We start from the raw sequence: 19391 nt of genomic DNA on the forward strand, positions 1-19391 counted from the left end.
GGAGGCGCCTGGTGAGTTGGTTGGACCGACTCGCGGAGAACGTCGACGAGCTGCGCCGGGCCGGACGCCTTCAGCAGCACGGCCGCTCGGCCGAGGCGCTGCCGATCCTGGACGGCGTGCTGGCCGTGGCGACCGATCCCACCACCCGGGCCTACGCTCTGGTCCAGCGTTTCGGCGTGCTCATCAACCTGGGCCGGGCGGCCGATTTCGCGGCCGCCATGACCAATGCCGACAACGCGGTGCGCGAGATCCCCGACCCCTACCTGCGCGGCCAGATGCACGCCTTCGCGGCCCTCGGCGCCCACCTCGAGCGCAATCTGGACCGGGGCGTGACCCATCTGGTGCAGGCGTCGCGGGCCCTGGCCGCGGTGCGCGAGCACGACTCCGAGACCGCCTGGGGCTGGCACGACCTCGCGATGGCCTATTCCTATCTGGGTTTTCACGGGCACGCGCTGACCGCGATCGAGCAGGCCCGGCAGGTCGGCCTGGCGGTCGGCATCGCTCCCGAGATCTTCGCGGCACCGGGCATCCGGCTGCGCAACGCGGTCTCGCTCGACCACCAGGGCGACACCGACGGCTGTCTGCGCGTGCTGCGGGACATCGACGCCGAGCTGGTCCGATATGTAGCGATCGGCGCCGAGCACCTGCGCCCGGGCAGCCGCGCGGCCTACGGCTACTCACTGGCCCGGCGGGCGGCCCTGGGCGAGGAGACCGGGGCCGACGCGGCCGGGTGGCTCACCGGTGGGGGCGACAGCATCCGCACCCGCGACCTGCGCCACCTCGGCACCGTCTGCCTGACCCTGGCCACCGGCAAGCCCGAGCTCGCACTGTCCATGCTCGACTCCGTACCGGTCTCGGCCGAGATCCTGGGCGCGGCCGAGCCGGCCCGGTTGCGCAGCATCTGCCACGCGGCCGCAGGCGATCACGCCGCCGCGCACGCCGCCGATCGCTACGCGTTCCGCCTCGCCGCCCAGCGCATCGACCGGCTCCGGGACGGCTATCTGGACGGTGTCGCGGCCCGGCTCGACGCGCAGGAGACCCAGCGGGACGCCGGCCGCTACGGCGACGAGACCCTGACCGACCCGCTGACCGGCCTGCCCAACCGTCGCCAGCTCGAGCGTTACGTGGCCACGATGCTGGCCCGGGGCGAGCGCGCGGCCATCGGGGTCTGCGACCTGGTCGGCTTCACCGAGGTCAACGCCCGGCACGGCCGGCACTGCGGCGACCTGGTGCTGCAGCGGATTGCCGGGGTGCTGAGCCGGGTGATGCGTCGCGGCGACTTCGTGGCCCGGTTCGCCGGTGACGAGTTCGTGGTGGTGCTGCCGGGAGCGGCGGCGGCCCAGGCGGCCGAGGTGTCGCGTCGCATCACCGCCGCCACCAAGGCCGAGAACTGGCAGATCCTGGTGCCGGGGACCCCGATCAGCCTGGCCGCGGGATGGTCCGAGGTGGGCGCCAACGGACGTACGCTGAGTGCCGCGCTCGCCGCCGCCGCGGCGGCCCGGCTGCCCAGCCGGCCCCTCACCGAGATGATCTGACCATTGTCATGAGCACCATCGAGCTCGGCGAGATACCCACGGCCGACGGCGAGCAGCCGGCGCCCGCGAGCTCGGTCCGGCTCGACCGCCGGCTTCTCCGCCAGGTCGCTCTCGCCCTGACCGTGGTGCTCTGTGCGGTCGGTCTGACCGGCTCGATCGTGCCCCGGGCCCACGGTATCCGTCCGCTGTGGAGCGTTCCGCTGGCTGAGGCGCAGGGCACCGCGATCAGCCGCGACGGTCTCTTCGTGCACCGCACGACCGGTACCACGACCACGATCACGGCCTACGAGCTGGCCACCGGCGCGGTCCGGTGGCGGCGGAACCTCGACGGGGCCATCGGCTACGTGCAGTCGGCCGATCAGGCCGGGCTGCTGCTGATCCCCGTGCAGGCCCAGCTGCTCACGTTGCCGTCGGCCGACGACGGATCGGCCTTCCAGGCCGAGGTCCACGAGAAGACCGTCGCGATCTCGGCGGCGACCGGGGCCGAGGTCTGGCGCACCACCGGCGAGCCCTACCTGATAACCGGCGACACCGCGCTGCTCACCGAGTACACCTCCTCGGCCGGGCTGGCCCGGATGCGGCTGATCCGGCTCAGCGACCAGGGCACGATCTGGAGCCACGACACCCCCGGCGTCCGGAGCCAGGTCGCCATCCCGTCCGACGGCCCGCCCGAGAACATCGTCACCGCCACCGACACGGGCGAGATCAAGGTCTTCGCGTACGACTCGGGTGCGCTCGTCACCGCGGCCCGGATCCCGTGGGTGACGCCGCGTCCCGAGGAGGGCTTCTTCAACGATCTGTTCGGGATGTCCGACGTCGTGGTGGTCAACCGGTCACAGGCCAACGTCTTCGACATGAGCGTCTACCGCACCGGGACGATGGCCGAGCTCTGGAAGGCGTCCGACACCGACGGCTACGCGTCGCCGTGCGGTGTCCTGATCTGCATCAACAACACGCGCGGCGTCGAGGCCTACGACCCGGCCACCGGCACCCGGCGCTGGCAGGTGGCCGGCGTGACCAACGCCTGGTCGCTCAGCCGCGATCGGGTGGTGCTCAGCGACGGCACCGAGGAGGGCAGCCTGCGGCTGGTCGACGCGGGCACCGGCCGGCCGGTCGGCGAGCCGGCCGAGGGCAATCTGGCCTGGGACGAGAAGCAGACCGGCTCGGCCATCGTGTTGCGCGGGACCCGGTCGCCGGCCGGCCGCACCGCGGTGACCCGGTGGGATCTGCGGACCGGCCACCAGTGGTTGCTGGGCACGATCGCGCCCGTGGCCGGGCCACCCTGCTCGGTCCGGGCCCCGTTCCTGGCCTGCATCCGCGGCGACAGCTACGAGATCGTCGCCCTCAGCTGAGGCAGGGCCGGCGCTACGGCCGGCGGCTGATCTCCGACCCGCCGGCCAGGCGGGCCGCCCGGTCGGCCTCAGCCAGCGCGTCGAGCACGGCGTCGAGCTCGCCGCCGAGCACCAGGTCGAGGTTGTAGGCGGTGTAGCCGATGCGGTGGTCGGTGATGCGGTTCTGCGGGAAGTTGTAGGTGCGGATCCGCTCGGAGCGGTCGACCGTGCGCACCTGGGCCTTGCGCGAGTCGGAGGCGGCCGCGTTGGCCTCCTCCTGCGCCATCGCCAGCAGCCGGGAGCGCAGGATGCGCAGCGCCGACTCCTTGTTCTGCAGCTGGCTCTTCTCGTTCTGGCAACTCACCACGGTGCCGGTGGGCAGGTGCGTGATGCGGACGGCGGAGTCGGTGGTGTTGACCGACTGACCACCGGGCCCGGACGACCGGAACACGTCGATCCGCAGGTCGTTCGGCGCGATCTCGACGTCGACGTCCTCGGCCTCGGGCAGCACCAGCACGCCGGCCGCCGAGGTGTGGATGCGGCCCTGCGACTCGGTGACCGGGACGCGCTGCACCCGGTGCACGCCACCCTCCCACTTCATCCGGGACCAGACGCCGTGACCGCCCTCGGGCACACCCTTGGTCTTGACCGCCACCGAGATGTCCTTGACGCCGCCCAGGTCCGACTCCTGGGAGTCGATCACCTCGACGATCCAGCCGTGCCGCTCGGCGTAGCGGGTGTACATCCGCAGCAGGTCGCCGGCGAAGAGCGCGGACTCCTGGCCACCCTCACCCGCCTTGATCTCGACGATCACGTCCTTGGCGTCGTGCGGGTCGCGCGGGATCAGCATCTCGCCGAGCTTCTCCTCGAGCGGCGCCAGCAGGGCCGCGACCGCCTCGACCTCGGAGGCGAAGGCCGGGTCCTCGGCCGCGAGCTCCTTGGCCGCGACCAGGTCGGCCCGGGCCGCCTCGAGCTCGGCGTTGGCGGCATAGAGGGGGGCCAGCTCGGCGAAGCGCCGGCCGACCCGGCGCACGAGGGCCTGGTCCGAGTGGATGGAGGGGTCCTCCATCCGCTTCTCGAGATCGGCGTACTCCTCGAGAAGGGTGGTCAGCCGATCCGTGCTCATTTCTTCTCCCGGCTGGTGAAGGCGGACACACATGCGAACGGCGCCCGCCCCCGGAAAGCCGGGTGCGGGCGCCGTTGGAGCAGTTACTTCTTCTTCGCGGCGTTGATCTTGGCGTACTTCGCCTGGAACTTCGCGACCCGGCCCGCGGTGTCGAGGACGCGCTGCTTGCCGGTGTAGAACGGGTGGCAGGCGCTGCAGGTCTCGACGCGGATCTCGTCGCCCTTGGCGGTGCTGCGGGTGGTGAAGGTGCTGCCGCAGGAGCAGATGACCTCGGTGGTCGTGTACTCCGGGTGAATGCCGCTCTTCATGAGAACTCGGTCCCTCTCGATAAAAATGGTCGCCGGGTCGCTGTCAGCACCGCGCCGCCCCGCCAGGGCGGTGAGCTCGGGCGTGAACCGGAACCTTCTGGCCGATGTACCAGTCTGCCATGCCGCCTCGTCCAGACGAAATCGGCGTGACCTGAGCTCCAACAAGACGCCCCAACCGGGCATTCCCGCGACTTTACGACCGTTTTGACCGAGATCATTATGGCGCCGCGCCCCGGTATTGTCTGCTCGGGGGCGCGGAGACATGACGAGACTGCTGATCACGCGGGGACTGCCGGCGTATCTCGCGGGCCGTATGCTTCCGCTGCCCGTCCCGGGCGCCGCACCCATCCCGTACGGCGATCCCCTCCCGTACGGCGATTTCCTCCTGTACGCCGAGACCGGAGACCCCGAGCGGTGACGTACCCGCGCACCCACCACCTGCCCGGCTCGCCCGGGGCCACCGGCGACGATCCGGTGCAGTCCGATCTGTCGTGGTTGGACCGGGAGCTGGTGGTCACCGAGAAGCTCGACGGGGGCAACCTCACCTTCACCCGGGACGCGATGTACGGGCGGTCACCCGGCGCCGAATCGCAGCCCTGGGCGCTCCCGGCCAAGGCGTTGTGGGCCATGACGGCGTACCGGATCCCGGACGACTGGCGGGTCTGCGGCGAGTCGATGTGGGCGCGGCGCAGCATCGCCTACTGCGACCTGCCCGGCGTCTTCATGCTCTTCGGCATCTGGGACGAGACCGACACCCTGCTGGGCTGGGACGACACGGTCGACTGGGCGCAACGGCTGGAGCTGCCGGTGGTGCCGGTCCTCTACCGCGGTGGCAGCCTCTCCGAGGCCTGCGCGGCCTGGGCCACCCAGCGCACCGCGCAGACCTCCGAGGGCTATGTCGTGCGCGCCGCCGGCCGCATCCCGGCCGCCGAGTTCGCCGTCAAGGTGCTGGCCTGGGTCCGGGCCGGGCACACCCGGGTCCCGGCCGGCTGGCACGAGCGCGACGACTTCGGCGTCAACGAGTTCGCCTGACCGGGCAGCCCTCCCGGGCCAGCAGAGCGGCTTCCTGGTCGAGATAGAAGGCCGGCCGCAGATCCATCTCGTCGTAGTAGCGGTGGAAGACCGGGGTGATCCCGCCCGACATCGGCGGCACGATCCACGTCCAGTCGGCGGGCACCCGGCGGCCGGCCCTCTCCTCGTTGCTGAGGTGCTTGAGGAAGCGGTGCGATTCCGTGTGGTGGTCGCTCATCTTGATGCCGGCCCCCTCGAACGAGTGCAGCACCGCCCGGTTGAGCTCGACCAGCGCCCGGTCGCGCCACAGCGTCGACTCCCGGCTCATGTCCAGGCCCATCCGCGCCGCCACCGTGGGCAGCATGTCGTAGCGGTCGGTGTCGGCCAGGTTGCGCGCGCCGATCTCGGTCCCGAGGTACCAGCCGTTGAACGGGGCCAGCGGGTAGTGCACGCCGCCGATGGTGAGCCGCATGTTCGAGATCGCCGGGACGGCATGCCACCGCAGGCCGAGCTCGGCGAACCAGCCGTACTCGGGGTGGGTCAGCGGGACCTCGCGGATGGCCCGTTCGGGCAGCTCGTAAAGGCGTACACCCTCGGCCGGGGTCTCGATCGCGAGCGGGAGAACGTCGAACTGGTCACCCTTGCCACGCCACCCGTAGCCCCGCATCGCTTCGGTGAACCGCTCCTGCCGCGGGTCGCCCATCGAACTGCCGTCGGCCCCGCGATAACCCGCGTACCGGATGAGCTGCTCGTTCCAGACCCGGGCGTACGGCTGGCCGGGCTGAGCCGGGGCGAAGACGCTGATCACCGGGCGCAGCGGGCCGTCACCGGCCGTCTGCAGATGGTTGACCAGCAGCGAGAAGATGTCGTCGGCGGTCCTCGCCCGGCGGCGGTCGAGGACGACCAGGCTGCGCCAGTAGAGGCGGCCGATGCACCGGCTCGCGTTGCGCCAGGCCAGCTTGGCGCCGTAGGCGAGCTCCTCGGTGGTGTGCACATAGGTGCCGGTGGCGGCGATCTGGGCCCGGACGATCGCCAGGCGCGGCTCGACCGGCCCGAGCCGCAGGTTCTCGGTGTAGCACTGCCGCAGGAAATCCTCGGCCTCACCGGGATCGGCGGGCGCGGCCGGGTCCCACGATTCGATCGGTATATCCCGATATCCGGGCACGTTCATCAAGCGCCTCCCACGATCCGGCCAGGTAAGAATGGGAGGTTCGCACGGCGATGACCGGTATCGGACACACAGTTTGTGCGAGAAAACGGCGCGGTCCCTCGTTGCCGAGGGGCCGCGCCGTCGTCTGGCTTTACTCGCCGGGCGTGGACTTCGCGATCTGCATCAGGAACTCCACGTTCGTCCGGGTCTGCTTGAGCCGGTCGAGCAGCAGGTCGAGGGCGGCACCCGAGTCGAGCGAGTGCAGCACCTTGCGCAGCTTGTGGATGATCGCCAGCTCTTCCTTGCCGAGCAGGATCTCTTCCTTGCGCGTACCGGACGGGTCGATGTCGATGGCCGGGAAGACCCGCTTGTCGGCGATCTTGCGGTCGAGCTTGAGCTCGGCGTTACCCGTGCCCTTGAACTCCTCGAAGATCACCGTGTCCATCATCGAGCCGGTCTCGACCAGCGCGGTCGCGAGAATGGTGAGCGAGCCACCGTTCTCGATGTTGCGCGCCGCGCCCAGGAACCGCTTCGGCGGGTAGAGCGCCGTCGAATCGATACCACCCGACATGATGCGGCCGGAGGCCGGCGCGGCCAGGTTGTAGGACCGGCCGAGACGGGTCACCGAGTCGAGGAGCACGACCACGTCGTGGCCCAGCTCGACCAGGCGCTTGGCCCGCTCGATGGCCAGCTCGGCGACCGTGGTGTGGTCCTGCGGCGGCCGGTCGAACGTGGCCGCGATGACCTCGCCCTTGACCGAGCGCTGCATGTCGGTGACCTCTTCGGGCCGCTCGTCGACCAGCACGACCATCAGGTGGCACTCGGGGTTGTTCTCGGTGATCGCGTTGGCGATCGCCTGGAGCACCATCGTCTTGCCGGCCTTGGGCGGCGAGACGATGAGCGCCCGCTGCCCCTTGCCGAGCGGCATCACCAGGTCGATGACGCGCGTGGTGAGGATGTGCGGCTCGGTCTCGAGACGCAGCCTCTCCTGCGGATAGAGCGGGGTCAGCTTGTAGAACTCCGGCCGGCGCCGGGCCTCGTCCGGTTCCATCCCGTTGATGGTGTCGAGCCGCACGAGCGGGTTGTACTTGTCCCGCCGCTGGTCGCCGGTGCTCTCGCGGGCAGCGGCCCGCACCGCACCGGTGACCGCGTCGCCGCGGCGCAGCCCGTGCTTCTTGACCTGCGACATCGACACGTACACGTCGTTCGGGCCGGACAGGTAGCCGGTGGTCCGGACGAACGCGTAGTTGTCGAGCACATCGAGGATGCCGGCCACGGGGACGAGCACGTCGTCCTCGTTGACGTGCGGCTCCCGGCCGCTGTCGCGACCGCCGTCACGCTGGCCACCCGTCTCGTTGCCGTCCCGGTCACGGCCGCGGCGACGGTCACGGAAACGGCTGCGCCGGCTGCGCCGGCCGCCGTCGCTGTCGTCGTCCTCGTCGTCGGTGGTGTTGTTGCGGCCCTGGTCGTTGCGACCCTCGTTACGACCGTCGTTGCGCTGGTCGTTGCGACCACCACGGTCGTCACGGGGGCCACGGTCGTCACGGGGGCCACGGTCGTCACGGGGGCCACGGTCGTCACGGGGGCCACGGTCGTCACGGGGGCCACGGTCCTCGCGGGGGCCACGGTCCTCGCGGGGCCCCCGGTCCTCGCGGGGCCCACGGTCGCCGCGGTCGTCGCGGGGGCCGCGGTCGTCGCGCTGGCGGTCGGTGCGCTGGCGGTCGCGGTTGCGCTCGCCCCGCTCCGGACGCTCGGTGCGCTCGGCCGTCTCCGGCTCGACGGCCGGAGTGACCGGGGCCACTGTGGTGGCGGCCGGGGCAGTCGCCGTCTCGCGGGACTCACGGGGCTCGCGAGCCTCCCGGGACACACTGTCACGGTCCCGGCCGCGGCTGCGGCGGTTGGTGCCACCCTCGGTGGCCGGAGCCGTCTCGGGCTGCGCGGCAGCGGTCTGCGGCACCTCGATCGGCCCGGTCGGCGCCTCGGACGGCGCCGCCGCGGCGGGCGCCTCGACCTTGGCCGTCGCGACCACGGGAGCCGTGGCGACGACCGGTGCCGGGGCCTCGGCCTTCGCCTCGGCGGCGGCCTGGCTGCGCGGACGCGGCGCGCTCTCGGCGGATGCGCCGCCGCTCTGACGCTCGGTGATCGCGGTGATCAGTTCGCCCTTGCGCATCCGGGCGGTGCCGGAGATGCCCAGGGACGCGGCGAGGCTTTGCAGCTCGGGCAGCAGCATCGCCGACAGCCCGGTACCGCCTCGGCGGCGCTTCGTGGCGGTCGCGGTGGTGCCGGCGCCGGCGTCAGCGACGTCAGAAACACCCGACGTCACGTCGGTGGTGTCGCTCAATGGATTCCTTCCGTCGGAAAAAGCCCGGGACTCCCGGTTCTGCAGCCTGGTGGCCGGGTGTCGCGGTACCCGCCTCGCATGAGCAACGCGGGAGTTTGTGCAGCACGGCAGCTCGACGGTGTCCCTGCTCGTCAAGGGGATGACGAGTAGGTCTCGGCGAGTGCAGCGACCTTACGGTTGCCGCTCGGCGTGTGCCTTTGAGGAGGTGAGACGGCCAGAAGGCCACAGGGGTCTCGGGGGTGCGCGCCGAACCGCAGAAATCGCCTTGCGGCTGTGTGCTTGGTCGCTTCGCGGCTGTGTGCTCGGTCTTGAGCCTAATCAACTCGTGCGACCTGCGGCAACAGGGCCCCGCTAGGCGTGTTCCACCATACTCCCTTTGACAAGAGCACCGCCGCCATCCACGCCCAACGACTCGGCGCGCCATGCTGTTCCCGGATGGAAATCGGCTGGGACCTCGGTCAATGCCAGCACCGACGGCCCGGCCCCACTGACCACGGCGGCCACACCGACCGAGCGCAGCGAGGCCACGAGCGACGCCGTGCCCGGCATCGCCTCGGCCCGGTAACCCTGGTGCAGCCTGTCCTCGGTGGCCGGGAAGAGCAGACTCGGGTCGCTGGTCAGCGCATGGGTGAGGAGAGACGCGCGGCCGGCGTTGAACGACGCGTCGGCGTGCGGCACGGCCGACGGCAGAGCCGCGCGGGCCGACGCGGTGTAGCCCCGCTCGGCCGGGACGAAGACTGTCGGACGCACGGCCTCGGCGACCGGCAGCCGCACCGCGCGGGCCCCCGTGCCCTCGGTCCAGGCGATGGTGAAACCGCCGAGCAGGCAGGGCGCGACGTTGTCGGGGTGCCCCTCGAGCCGGGCCGCGATGCGCAGCGCCTCGTCGTCGCCCAGCTCGTGGCCGGACAGGCCGCGGGCCAGTTGCACGCCACCGACGATCGCGGCCGACGACGAGCCGAGGCCGCGCGCCTGCGGGATGCGGTTGACACACTCCACGGCCAGGCCGGGCGGCCGCTCGCCGAGCTCGTCGAAGGTGGCCAGCATCGCGCGCAGCACGAGGTGCGACTCGTCACCGGGCAGCTCGCCCGCGCCCTCACCGGTCACCGTCACGGTGAACCCACCGCCGGTGACCCGGGCGGTGAGATCGTCGTGGAGCGTCAGCGCGAGGCCCAGGGCGTCGAACCCGGGACCGAGGTTGGCGCTGGTGGCCGGGGTGCGAACGGACACCGGCCCGGAGGCGAAGGTCAAGCCCATCGCCACATGCTAGGCCTTGATCATGCGCCGGTGGCCGGTAGGTTCGGCGGCGTGATTGCCTTGGGCTCGTTCCTCAGTTTCTTCGTGGTGCAGATCCCGGTCCTCGCCGTGCTGGTCACCGGCCTGGTCCTGCTGTCGTCACCGGCTCGGCGGCTGCCCGGGCGCAGCCATCTGCTGGCCCGGGCCGGCCTGGTGGTTCTAGTGGCCGAGACGCTGACGTCCGTCGCCTGGAACATCGCGTTCACCCAGCTCATCGCCCGGTCGGGTTTCTCGGCCACGCAGTTCGGCCTGGCCGGCAGCATCGTCGGATTCATGCTGGCCGTTCTGTTCGCGGCCGGCCTCGGCCTGCTGGTCGCCGCCTTCGCCACCGTACGGTCGTTCAGCGCCGATCGGTGAGGGCCTCAACCGCCGCGTCGCGACCCGCCAGACGACGGCATAGACCACGGTGACGAACCCGCAGCCGGCCAGGATCACCCGCTCGTCGACGATGTCGACCACCGCGGTCGCGCCGAGCTGGCTGAGCGCGATGGCCAGCGTCGCCAGCATCAGGTCGGTGGAGAAGACGCGCCCTCGCAGCCGGTCGGGGACCTCACCCTGGAGCGCGTAGTTGGACAGCACCCAGTTGGCCCCGCCGGCCAGGTGGGCCACGAAGACGAGCAGGACCACCGCCGGGAACCACGGCGTCACCGACACGCCGAGATAGCCGACGCCGTAGAGGGCCATCGAGAGCGCCAGCCCCGGAAAGAGCCACGATCGGCGGCGGATCACCGGCCCCAGCACGAACGGCCCGGCCAGCGCGCCGGCGCCGCGCACTGCGAAGAGCAACCCGGCCCCGAGCACCCCGGCGCCGTGCAGACCGGCGATCAGCGGAAAGACGGTGAGCACGCCGTTGCCGAGCCCGGCGGCCATCTTGACGGTCACCAGCGCCCGGATCCGGGGATTGGCGCGCAGGTAGCCGAACGACTCGCGCAGCGCGTGCCGGGTGCGGGGCGCGGGCACCCCGGCTTCGCGGCCGGCCTGCAGCGGGCGGCGGATCGTGGCGGTCAGCGCCGCGCCGAGCAGCAGCAGCCCGGCGGTTACCCCGAAACAGACGTACGGCCCGAAAGCCGCACCCACCACACCGCCGAGCGACGAGCCGACGATCGTCATCGTGCCCCAGGCCGAGCCCGAGACCGTGTTGGCCGCGGCCAGATCCGGCGGGTCGACCACGTTGGGCAGCGCGGCCGAGGCGGCCGGTGAATAGAAGGCCTTCGCGATGGCGACCGCACCGATGGCGACCAGGGCCAGTGGTGCGGTCGCGGCCGACCGGACGGTGAACAGCAGCAGCACCGCCGCGAAGGCCGCGAGATTGGCGATGATCAGGATCTTCCGCCGGTCGAACCGGTCGGCGATCGTGCCCGTGTAGGGCAGCAGCAGCGCGTTGATGCCGGTGTCGGCGGCCAGCACGAGGCCGCCCCAGACGCCGCTGCCGGTGAGCTCGGGCAGCAGCACCAGCAACGGAACCATGACAAACCAGTCGGCTCCGAAGACGACCAGCTCGGCCGCGAAGAGCCGCCGGAAATCACGGTTACGGGTAACGACCGAGAACGCTGTTGCCACGTACCCGGACGTTACTGCCCGGGCGACCGGTGGCGGCCGGCCGCCCGGGCAGTTCGCGTCATTCCTTGGCCGTCTCCGGGCCCTTGGGCAACTTCAGCACCTCGAACTGATCGGTGTAGCCGCGCAGAGCACCGCTCGGCTGCGGCTGCGGCCCGTCCTCGGGCACGTCGTCCGCCTCGGGCTCCGGCGGCGGCGGCGAAGCCACCTCGCCGCGCTTGGCCAGGCGCTTCTGGCGGCGCTTCTCCTTGCTGTTCTCGACCATGGTGTAGAGCGTCGGCACCAGCACCAGGGTGAGCAGCGTCGAGCTGACCAGACCGCCGATGACCACAATGGCCAGTGGCTGCGAGATGAAGCCGCCCTCGCCGGTCAGGCCCAGGGCCATCGGGATCAGCGCGAAGATGGTCGCGATGGCGGTCATCAGGATCGGCCGCAGACGGTGCCGGCCGCCCTCGATCACCGCCTCCTGCACACCCATGCCACCGGCCCGGTAGTGGTTGATCAGGTCCATCAACACGATGGCATTGGTCACCACGATGCCCACCAGCATCAGCACACCGATCAGGGCGGGCACGCCGAGCGGGGTCCCGGTGATCAGCAGCAGGCCGATCGCGCCGGTCGCCGCGAACGGGATGGAGACCAGCAGGATCACCGGCTGGATGAGGCTGCGGAACGTCGCCACCATGATGATGAAGACGATCGCGATGGCCGCCAGCACGGCCAGGCCCAGCTGCTGGAACGCCTCGGCCTGGTCGGCGCTGGTGCCGCCGATGGTCGCCGTGGCACCGGCCGGCAGGGTCAGCGCGTCGAGCTTCTTCTGCAGGTCGCGGGTGGCCGCACCCAGGTCGGAGCCGGTGTTGGTGCCGGTCACGGTGACGGTGCGGTCACCGTCGACCCGGGTGACCTCCTCGGGGCCGTTGACCTCCTTGACGTCGGCCACGGTGCTCAGCGGCACCGGGCCGCGGGCCGTGGTGAGCGGCAGCGCCCGCAGTGCGGCCGGGTCGGCCGGCGGGGTACCGAAGGAGATCACCACGTCCTGGCTGGCGTCGTCGACCGTCATGCGGCCGGCCGGCGCCGCGCGGAACGCGCCCGCGACACTCTGCGCGATGGCCGCCTCGGTCAGTCCGGCCCGGGCCGCGGCCTCCCGCTTCACGACCACGTCGAGGCGTGGGACGCTGGCCGCCAGCGAGCTGCTGACCTCGACCAGGCCCATCCCGGTCATCGTCTTCAGCACCTGCTCGGAGGCGTTGCTGAGCGACTCCGCGTCGGCCGATTTGACCTGCACCGAGAGTTCGTTGCCGCCGCCCAGCCCGGACGAGTCGGCCCCGATGCTGACCTCACCGATGCCGTTCATCGCGGCGAACTCGTCGCGCAGCTCGTCGGTGATCTTCACGGCGTCGGCGTCCTCGTCGAGGCCCACGTTGAAGCTGGCGGTGCTGGCGCCCCCGCCGCCCACGAACGGGTTGAAGTCGCCGCCGCTGCCCAGCGACACCTGGTAGGTCTTGACCCCCTCGGTGTCGGCCAGCACGCCCTCGACCTGCTTGGCGGCCGCGTTCGTGGCCTGCAGATCGGTGCCGACCGGGAGTTCCTGGGTGATGCTGAGCGAGTCCTGGCCCGACTGGTCGAGGAAGTTGGTCTCGAGCCGGGTGGAGAGGCCGAGCGTGCCGATCAGCACGACCAGGCCGATGGTCAGCGTGGTCCAGCGCCGCTTGGTCGCGAACCGGATCACCGGCAGATAGCCGCGCTGCAGCCGGCTGCGCCGCTCCTTGGCGTCGGCCGCCTGGCGGATCTCCTCGGTGTCGGCGTCCGCGGGCGGCGGCTTGAGGAACCAGTACGCCAGCACGGGCACCACGGTCAGCGCCACGAACAGCGACGCCAGCAGGGCCACCGTCACGGTGATCGCGAAGGACGAGAAGATCTGGCCGACGAACCCGCCGACCAGGGCGATCGGGGCGAAGACGGCGACCGTGGTCAGGGTCGAGGCGGTCACCGCGCCGGACACCTCGCGGACGGCCGCGATGATGGCCTGGCGCTTCGGTTCGCCGTATTCGAGATGTCTCTTGATGTTCTCCAGGACGACGATCGAGTCGTCCACCACCCGGCCGACGGCGATGGTCAGCGCGCCCAGGGTGAGCAGGTTGAGCGTGTAGTCGCCGACCCACAGCGCGATCAGGGCGATCAGCACCGACAGCGGGATCGACACGGCGGTGACCAGCGTCGAGCGGATCGAGAGCAGGAAGACCAGGATGACGATCACGGCCATGACCAGGCCCAGCAGGCCCTCGGTGGTGAGGCTCTCGATCGACCGCTCGACGAACGGGGCCTGGTCGACCACGACGGTCAGCTTGGCGCCGGACGCCTTCTCCAGGTCGGCCAGCTGATCCCGGACGGCGTGGGAGATGTCCACCGGGTTGCCGTCGGGCCGGGCGGTGACCGCGATGCCCAGGCTGTCGACGCCGTCGGTGCGCGTGTACGACGTGGCGGCGGGAAGCTTGCTCTCGACCGTGGCTACCGAGCCGAGCTGCACCGGGCCCTTGCTGCCGGCGAGATAGACCTGCTTGAGCTGGTCGATCGAGGTGAGCGCGCTGCCCACCTGCACGGTCAGCGACCGGCTGCCCTCGGTGACCGCGCCGGCCGGCACCGAGATGCCGTTCTGCTGGAGCACCGTGGTGATGGCCTGCGGGCTGACCCCGGCCGCGGTGAGCTTGGGCAGGTTCGGCGTGATCACGACCTGCGCCGCGCGGGCGCCGGTGATCTGGGTGTCGCGCACACCGTCGATGGCGTTGAGCTCGGGTACGACCGTGTCGTTGAGCTGGTCGAGCAGTGCGCTCTCGTCGCCACCGCCCGACGCGGCGAGCACGATCGCCGGGATGTCGTCGGTACCACCCGCGAAGATCGTCGGGGTGACGTCGTCGGGCAGGGTGGGCTGCACCCGGTTGACGGCGGTCGTGAGCTGGTTGACCGCGGCGTCGATGTCGGTGCCGAAGACGAAGGCGACGGTCACCGTGGCCACACCCTCACGGGTGGTCGAGGTGACGCTGTCGATGCCGTCGAGACCCTTCGCCGCGTCCTCGAGCGGTTCGGTGATCTGGTCCTGGATGACCTCCGGGCCGGCGCCCGGCAGGGTCGCGGTCACGAAGGCCGCGGGGAACTCGATCGACGGGAACAACTGCTGCTTGAGAGACGGAATGGCGACGATGCCGAAGCCGGTGATGACGATGGCGATCAGGGCGACGAGGCCTCTGTTGGCTAGGCTCAGCCGGGTCAGGAAGGACATGGGCGCTCCCCCGGTAAAGTTTCGTCCTGCACTGATAGTTTGCCTGACGCGAACAAATGGTTTTCTGCTGGGGCGCTCGGGTACGGTCCGTCATCAGATGGACGCGGAATGGCCATCAGCGCGTCACAGAGAAAGGGACCGCGATGGCCGACGAAAGTTCGCCCGGCAAAGCACGACTCATCGCGGACATTATGGGCGCGCAGAAGCGGCTGCAGGACCTGATCGCCGAGGACCGGGCCGACCCGCTCTTCTCCTCGCACCTGACGTTGTCGCAGCTCAAGATCCTCATGCTGCTGGCCCGGCACGGCTCGGTCTCGGGCAGTGAGCTGGCCGGCATGCTCGGGATCGGGGCGGCCACGCTGACCGGCATGATCGACCGGCTCGTGGTCCAGGACCTGGTGGCCCGCGCGGAGGACCCGCACGACCGGCGGGTTCGCCGGATCGCGCTGACGCGTGCGGGCCGTGATCTCATCGGGAGCATCTTCAATGCCGGCGAGGCCCGGATGCGTACGCTCCTCAGCCGTCTCTCAGCCGAGGAGCTCGACCTGATCGCTCAGGCCACGACGCTGATCATCAAGGCCGCCGAGTCCAGCGAGGCTTGATCTGGCCGGCCTGGATCAGGCCCGGCTGGATCAGGCGAGGCCCAGCTCCCGCGCGGCGATCAGCACGTCGTTCTGGATGGTGGTCGGGGACGGGGCGGTGGAGATCGCCCACTCCGGGTCCTTGAGACCGTGCCCGGTGACCGTGCAGACCACTGTCGAACCAGCCGGGATCTTGCCCTCGGCCGCCTGCTGGAGCAGGCCGGCCACGCTGGCCGCGCTGCCCAGCTCGACGAAGACACCGACCTCGCGGGCGAGCAGCCGGTAGGCCGTGAGGATCTCGCGGTCGGTCACGGCGGCGATCAGGCCATCGGAGGAGTCGCGCGCGTCCAGCGCCTTGGTCCAGCTGGCCGGGTTGCCGATGCGGATCGCGGTGGCGATGGTGGACGGCTCGGGCACGACCTGACCGGTCACGATCGGCGCGGCACCCGACGCCTGGAAGCCGAACATGCGCGGCAGACGGGTGCTGTTGCCCGCCTCCTTGTCCTCCTGATAACCCATCCAGTACGCCGAGATGTTGCCGGCGTTGCCGACCGGCAGGCAGTGGATGTCGGGCGCGTCACCGAGCGCCTCGACGATCTCGAAGGACGCCGTCTTCTGCCCGTGCAGGCGGAAGATGTTGACCGAGTTGACCAGCGAGACCGGGAAATCCTGGGAGAGTTTCGAGGCGAGCGCCAGGCAGTCGTCGAAGTTGCCGTTGACCTGCAGCAGCTTGGCCCCGTGGACGAGGGCCTGGGCCAGCTTGCCGAGCGCGATCTTGCCCTGCGGCACGAGCACCGCGCAGGTGACGCCGGCGCGGGCCGCGTAGGCGGCGGCCGAGGCGCTGGTGTTGCCGGTGGACGCGCAGATGATCGCTTTCGCGCCCTCCTCGACGGCCTTGGACACCGCCATGGTCATGCCGCGGTCCTTGAACGAGCCGGTCGGGTTGGCCCCCTCGACCTTCAGGTAGACCTCCGCACCCGTACGCGAGGACAGCGCCGGCGCCGGCACGAGCGGCGTGTTGCCCTCGTGCAGCGTGACCACCGGGGTCTGGTCGGTGACCGGCAGACGGTCCCGATACGCCTCGATGAGACCCCGATACATGACTGCGCTCCTCTACCTTGTGCCGACCCGGCTCAGCGTGCCGCAGATTGCCGAATCTTGAGACCGGATGTCCATTGACTGGGACTTCAGGCGCCGCCCTCGACGCGCAGCACGCTGGCGATGGACCGGACGATGTCCAGCCCCGACAAGTCTTCGACCGTGGCCGCCAGGTTCGCGTCCGGCGCGCCGTGGGTGACGATCACCAGCTTGGCGTCCTCCTCGCGGCCGGACTGGCGGACCGTCGCGATCGACACCTCGTGCTGGGCGAAGACCCCGGCCACGGTGGCCAGCACACCCGGGCGCTCGGCCACGTCGAGGCTGATGTGGTATCGCGTCATGGCCGCGCCGATCGGCCGGATCGGCAGGTGGGCGTAGTTGCTCTCGCTCGGCGCCCGGGTGCCCGAGAGCCGGTTGCGAGCCGCCGCCACGATGTCGCCGAGCACCGCGCTGGCCGTGGGCATGCCACCCGCGCCCCGGCCGTAGAACATGAGCTGCCCGGCCGCGTCGGCCTCGACGAAGACGGCGTTGAAGGCGTCGCCCACGCCGGCCAGCGGGTGGCTGCGCGGGATCATCGCCGGGTGCACGCGGACGCTGACCGACTCCTGACCGGAGGCGTCCGGGCCGCGCTCGGCGATGCACAGCAGCTTGATCGTGCAGCCCATCTCCTTCGCGCTGGCCATGTCGCCCGCCGTCACGCCGGTCATGCCCTCGCGGAAGACGTCGGCCGCGGTGACCCGGCTGTGGAAGGCCAGTGAGGCCAGGATGGCCGCCTTGGCCGCGGCGTCGAAGCCCTCGACGTCAGCCGTGGGATCGGCCTCGGCATAGCCCAGCTCGGTGGCCTCGTCGAGGGCCTCGCTGAAGCCGGCCCCGGTCGAGTCCATCGACGACAGGATGAAGTTGGTCGTGCCGTTCACGATGCCGGTGACCCGGGTGACCCGGTCGCCGTGCAGTGACTCCCGCAGCGGGCGCAGCAGCGGGATGGCGCCGGCCACGGAGGCCTCGTAATAGAGGTCGGCGTTGCCCTCGGCGGCCGCGTCGTGCAGCGCCGCGCCGTCCTCGGCCAGCAGCGCCTTGTTGGCCGTGACGACGCTCTTGCCGGCCCGCAGTGCCTCGACCAGCCAGGAGCGGGCCGGCTCGATGCCACCCACCACCTCGATCACCACGTCGATGTCGTCCCGCTTGACCAGGCCGAGCGCGTCGGTGGTGAACAGGTCCGGGTCGACCGGCAGATCGCCGCGCTCGCGGCCCATCCGGCGCACCGCGATCCCGGCGATCTCGAGCGGGGCGCCGATCCGGGCGGTCAGGTCCTCGGCCTGGGCGTGCAGCAGGCGTACGACTTCGGACCCGACCGTGCCGCAGCCGAGCAGGGCCAGGCGGATCGCCTTGTGTGACGTCATCCAACATCCAATGCGAGCAGGTCGTCCTCGGTCTCCCGCCGCACGATCACGCGCGAGGCGCCATCGCGCACCGCCACCACGGGTGGCCGAGGGACGTGGTTGTAGTTGCTGGCCATGCTCCGGCAGTAGGCGCCGGTGCCGGGCACGGCGAGAAGATCTCCGGGCTGCACGTCGGCGGGCAGGAATTCATCCTTCACGACGATGTCCCCGGATTCACAATGCTTTCCCACCACGCGGGCCAGAATCGGCTCGGCGGCGCTGGCCCGGCCGGCGATCGTGGCCGAGTAGGAGGCGTCGTAGAGCGCCGTACGGATGTTGTCGCTCATCCCGCCGTCGACGCTGACATATGTCCGGATGCCGTCGACGTCCTTGACCGTGCCGATCTCGTAGAGCGTCAGCACCGACGGCCCGACGATCGCCCGGCCCGGCTCGATCGAGAGCTTCGGCTTGCGCAGCGACGCCAGCTCGCACTCCGACTCGACGATCTTGTTGATGCGCTTGGCCAGGTCGCCGGCACTGCTCGGATCGTCCTGGGTGGTGTAGGCGATGCCGAAGCCGCCACCCAGGTCGAGGTCGGGCAGCTCGACGCCGCGCGCGTCCCGGATCTGCGCCTGCAGCTCCAGCACCCGGCGCGCGGCGACCTCGAAGCCGTTGGTGTCGAAGATCTGCGAGCCGATGTGCGAGTGCAGGCCGCGCAGCTCGAGGACGTCCTCGTCGAGAATCTTGATGGCGGCCTGGAACGCCGCGCCGCCGGCCAGCGAGAAGCCGAACTTCTGGTCCTCGTGGGCGGTCGCGATGAACTCGTGGGTGTGCGCCTCGACCCCGACCGTCACCCGGACGAGAACTTGCGGCTTTTGTTGTTTTTCGGCGGCCAGCGCGGTCAGCCGGTCGATCTCCTGGAACGAGTCGACGATGATCCGGCCCACCCCGGCGTCGAGCGCCCGGGTCAGCTCGCTCACCGACTTGTTGTTGCCGTGGAAACCCATCCGCTCGGCCGGGAAACCGGCCGCCAGTGCCACCGCCAGCTCACCGCCCGAGCAGACATCGAGGAAGAGGCCCTCCTCCTCGATGACCCGGACCACGGCCTTGCAGAGGAACGACTTGCCCGCGTAGAAGACATCGGCCTCGGCGAACGCCGACACGAAGTCGCGGCAGCGGGACCGCAGGTCGTCCTCGTCGAGCAGGTAGGCCGGAGTGCCGTACTGCTCGGCCAGAGCGGCGACGCTCACCCCGCCGATCTCCAGGTGGCCGGCCTCGGCCCGGGACACCGTGCGCGGCCAGAGCTGCGGCACGAGGGCGTTCACGTCGTGGGGCGTGCGCAACCAGGCCGGCCCCCGCTGTCCGAGGTCGCCGTGCAGCGCCCCGGCCTCATGAGCTCGCATC

15 protein-coding genes are annotated in these 19391 nt (G+C 70.9%); 5 read left to right on the top strand and 10 right to left on the bottom strand.

Going from position 1 to position 19391, the window contains the following annotated elements:
• Nucleotides 1-11: 11 nt before the first annotated feature.
• The gene (locus tag NAG42_RS01850) at nt 12-1535 is read left to right on the top strand and encodes a GGDEF domain-containing protein (RefSeq protein WP_250027447.1); all 1524 of its coding nucleotides are present in this window, start codon (nt 12-14) and stop codon (nt 1533-1535) included.
• Between the two features lie 8 nt (nt 1536-1543).
• Nucleotides 1544-2887: an outer membrane protein assembly factor BamB family protein gene (locus NAG42_RS01855; protein ID WP_250027448.1), complete on the top strand. Its 1344-nt coding sequence runs from the start codon at nt 1544-1546 to the stop codon at nt 2885-2887.
• Between the two features lie 13 nt (nt 2888-2900).
• On the opposite strand, the gene prfA is transcribed toward NAG42_RS01855, so the two are convergent.
• Complete coding sequence (prfA, locus tag NAG42_RS01860) at nt 2901-3992, bottom strand: peptide chain release factor 1 (protein ID WP_250027449.1); 1092 nt, start codon at nt 3990-3992, stop codon at nt 2901-2903.
• Between the two features lie 83 nt (nt 3993-4075).
• Nucleotides 4076-4300 carry a 50S ribosomal protein L31 gene (gene rpmE / locus NAG42_RS01865; protein WP_250027450.1) on the bottom strand — a complete coding sequence of 75 codons (225 nt, stop codon included), beginning with the start codon at nt 4298-4300 and terminating at the stop codon, nt 4076-4078.
• A gap of 262 nt (nt 4301-4562) precedes the next feature.
• Here rpmE and NAG42_RS01870 point away from each other — a divergent pair, with 262 nt between their 5' ends.
• Together NAG42_RS01870 and NAG42_RS01875 are read left to right on the top strand one after the other, a co-directional pair.
• Entirely contained in the window at nt 4563-4718 is a 156-nt protein-coding gene (locus NAG42_RS01870) for a hypothetical protein (protein ID WP_250027451.1), read from the top strand.
• Nucleotides 4715-5332: an RNA ligase family protein gene (locus NAG42_RS01875; RefSeq protein ID WP_250027452.1), complete on the top strand. Its 618-nt coding sequence runs from the start codon at nt 4715-4717 to the stop codon at nt 5330-5332. Before NAG42_RS01870 ends, NAG42_RS01875 begins: the two co-directional genes overlap by 4 nt.
• On the opposite strand, the gene NAG42_RS01880 is transcribed toward NAG42_RS01875, so the two are convergent.
• The 5 genes from NAG42_RS01880 to NAG42_RS01900 all read right to left on the bottom strand — a co-directional run bounded on the left by NAG42_RS01880 (nt 5316) and on the right by NAG42_RS01900 (nt 14929).
• Nucleotides 5316-6482 carry a nitric oxide synthase oxygenase gene (locus tag NAG42_RS01880; RefSeq protein ID WP_250027453.1) on the bottom strand — a complete coding sequence of 389 codons (1167 nt, stop codon included), beginning with the start codon at nt 6480-6482 and terminating at the stop codon, nt 5316-5318. The two genes, NAG42_RS01875 and NAG42_RS01880, sit on opposite strands and share 17 nt — an antisense overlap.
• Before the next feature lie 130 nt (nt 6483-6612).
• Nucleotides 6613-8802: a transcription termination factor Rho gene (gene rho / locus NAG42_RS01885; protein WP_250027454.1), complete on the bottom strand. Its 2190-nt coding sequence runs from the start codon at nt 8800-8802 to the stop codon at nt 6613-6615.
• Between the two features lie 351 nt (nt 8803-9153).
• Nucleotides 9154-10056 (bottom strand): homoserine kinase, encoded by a 903-nt coding sequence (thrB, locus tag NAG42_RS01890; RefSeq protein WP_250027455.1) that lies wholly within the window; start codon nt 10054-10056, stop codon nt 9154-9156.
• Between the two features lie 198 nt (nt 10057-10254).
• Nucleotides 10255-11655, bottom strand: a complete 1401-nt coding sequence (locus tag NAG42_RS01895; protein WP_250027456.1) for an MFS transporter — start codon at nt 11653-11655, stop codon at nt 10255-10257.
• A 58-nt stretch (nt 11656-11713) separates the two neighbouring features.
• A complete protein-coding gene (locus NAG42_RS01900) occupies nt 11714-14929 on the bottom strand; it encodes an efflux RND transporter permease subunit (RefSeq protein WP_250027457.1) in 3216 nt (1071 codons plus the stop codon).
• Between the two features lie 143 nt (nt 14930-15072).
• On the opposite strand from NAG42_RS01900, the gene NAG42_RS01905 reads away from it, so the two are divergent.
• Entirely contained in the window at nt 15073-15531 is a 459-nt protein-coding gene (locus NAG42_RS01905; protein WP_250027458.1) for a MarR family winged helix-turn-helix transcriptional regulator, read from the top strand.
• A 30-nt stretch (nt 15532-15561) separates the two neighbouring features.
• Here NAG42_RS01905 and thrC read toward each other — a convergent pair whose 3' ends face one another.
• The 3 genes from thrC to lysA form a co-directional block, all read right to left on the bottom strand.
• Complete coding sequence (gene thrC / locus NAG42_RS01910) at nt 15562-16611, bottom strand: threonine synthase (protein WP_250027459.1); 1050 nt, start codon at nt 16609-16611, stop codon at nt 15562-15564.
• Nucleotides 16612-16697: 86 nt separating this feature from the next.
• Nucleotides 16698-18008, bottom strand: coding sequence for a homoserine dehydrogenase (locus NAG42_RS01915; protein ID WP_250027460.1), 1311 nt, complete (start codon nt 18006-18008; stop codon nt 16698-16700).
• On the bottom strand, nt 18005-19390 hold the full coding sequence (gene lysA / locus NAG42_RS01920; protein WP_250027461.1) for a diaminopimelate decarboxylase: 1386 nt from the start codon (nt 19388-19390) through the stop codon (nt 18005-18007). The genes NAG42_RS01915 and lysA overlap by 4 nt, the downstream gene beginning before the upstream one ends.
• Between the last annotated feature and the right edge of the window lies 1 nt (nt 19391).

This window comes from Paractinoplanes maris, assembly GCF_023544465.1.
GTDB lineage: Bacteria > Actinomycetota > Actinomycetes > Mycobacteriales > Micromonosporaceae > Actinoplanes > Actinoplanes maris.